The sequence below is a fragment of the Pseudoalteromonas sp. SR45-5 genome (assembly GCF_014163565.1).
GTDB lineage: Bacteria > Pseudomonadota > Gammaproteobacteria > Enterobacterales > Alteromonadaceae > Pseudoalteromonas > Pseudoalteromonas distincta.
This window is the reverse complement of sequence record NZ_JACJDN010000782.1, coordinates 1-1581: the sequence shown is the minus strand read 5'-3', so window position 1 is coordinate 1581 and position 1581 is coordinate 1. Positions and strand designations below refer to the sequence as shown.

Genomic DNA, 1581 nt, shown 5'->3' with positions numbered 1-1581 from the left:
CCTCAAATAAAATACGACGGTTATAACAATTGGTTAAAGGGTCTCTTGCTGCCAAATAGTCTAACTCTTCATTACGTTTTTTAGAGGCAATAAAACTTCTATAAACCAGTAATACAATAGCTAAACAAGCGGCTAATAAAAATGCTAGCGCAATACTGGCGTATTTATTCTTTGAAAGCTCTAGCTCTGATATAACTCTAGCTTGGGCGGCGATTTCAATTTGATTATTTTTCTTTTCAAGCTCAAGCTGATGGCGTTTTTCTTTTTCTCTTAACGTCTCAAGCTCTATTTCCATTTTGTACGAATGCAAATGTGCTTTTTCAAGCGCCAACTTATCTTCACTTCTTTCATTTTGAATAATATCGGTTAGGGCTATTTCTTCTTCTGCATAACGAAGTGACTCTTCTATACGACCACGCAATTTTTCTGCTATTCGAATTTCACGATAGGCATATAGCATATGTAATTTATCATCTATTTCGGTTGATAAAGCGAGTGACCTTTTCAGTAAAGAAATCGCCTCATTTGTATCAATACCAATTAAAATGCCCGCAAGCGCAGTAAGCGACTTTACCTCATAAAGTTTACCACCTGTTTCTCTGGCAAACGACAATGACTCTTTGTAATACTCTATAGCCTTGTTGTTATTTCCTTCGGCACGATAAATATTACCAATAATACGTGCTGTTGTAGAAATGTACGATGTAAGGTTTTTGTTTTTATAAGTGATATAAGCTTTTTTAGCATATTGCATCGCTGATACTAAATCGCCAGATTCGAGGTTAATAACAGCCATTTCTCTTAAAGCTGAAGCGAGCGTTTTTTCCTCGACCATACCTTTTGGCAAATCGATAGTTATTTGATAGAAAAATTCGGCCTGATCAAACTGCCTTAATCGTGTATACACCAGTCCCATTTGATTTGATGTTTTAGCAATCCCAAGCATGTTATTTACTTTCTTATAATATAAATATGCCTCATTTATATGTTCAAGTGATTTTTCATAAAGATTAATATGACGATAAATAATACCCGCCCCTAGTAATGCTTTAGCAAAGCCAACAGGATCGTCAATGTCTTTATATATTTCTAATGCGCGAGTGGAGTAATCAAGGGCTAAAACTAAGTTATCTAAATAACGGTGTGCTTCTGCTAGTGTATTTAAAGTACGCGCCATTAGCTTTAAATCACCTAAACTTGTGTATATTTCTAAAGTTTTTGTATAAAAGTGAGCCGTTTGCTCTCTATTTTTGAGGCGTTTATATGACTGAGCTAATTTTTTATACGTTTCACCTAACTGTCTTTGTATTAATTCGTCTTCGTCAACAAGGTATTTTAAAGCAGATGTGTATTGCGCGTTCGCGTTATCGTACTTTTTTTGTTCATAAAACGAATCCCCCTTAGTAAGGAGCACTTGCGCTATAAAAAAGTCATCGCCATACACAAGGGTTGTTGGTAATAAAGTTTCAATGCGGGTAGTAAGTTCGTCATAACGTTTTTCTTCTAATAATATATTTATATAATTAATAGACGCCTTTATTTGGTTTCGTGAATCATTTAATTTGCTGTAGTAAACAGAGG

General features: G+C 34.9%; 1 protein-coding gene. It reads right to left on the bottom strand.

All coding sequences use genetic code 11. The annotated features are described in order from the left end of the window. On the bottom strand, nucleotides 1–1581 hold a 1581-nt coding region (locus tag H5072_RS18990; protein ID WP_182694452.1), incomplete at both ends, for a tetratricopeptide repeat protein.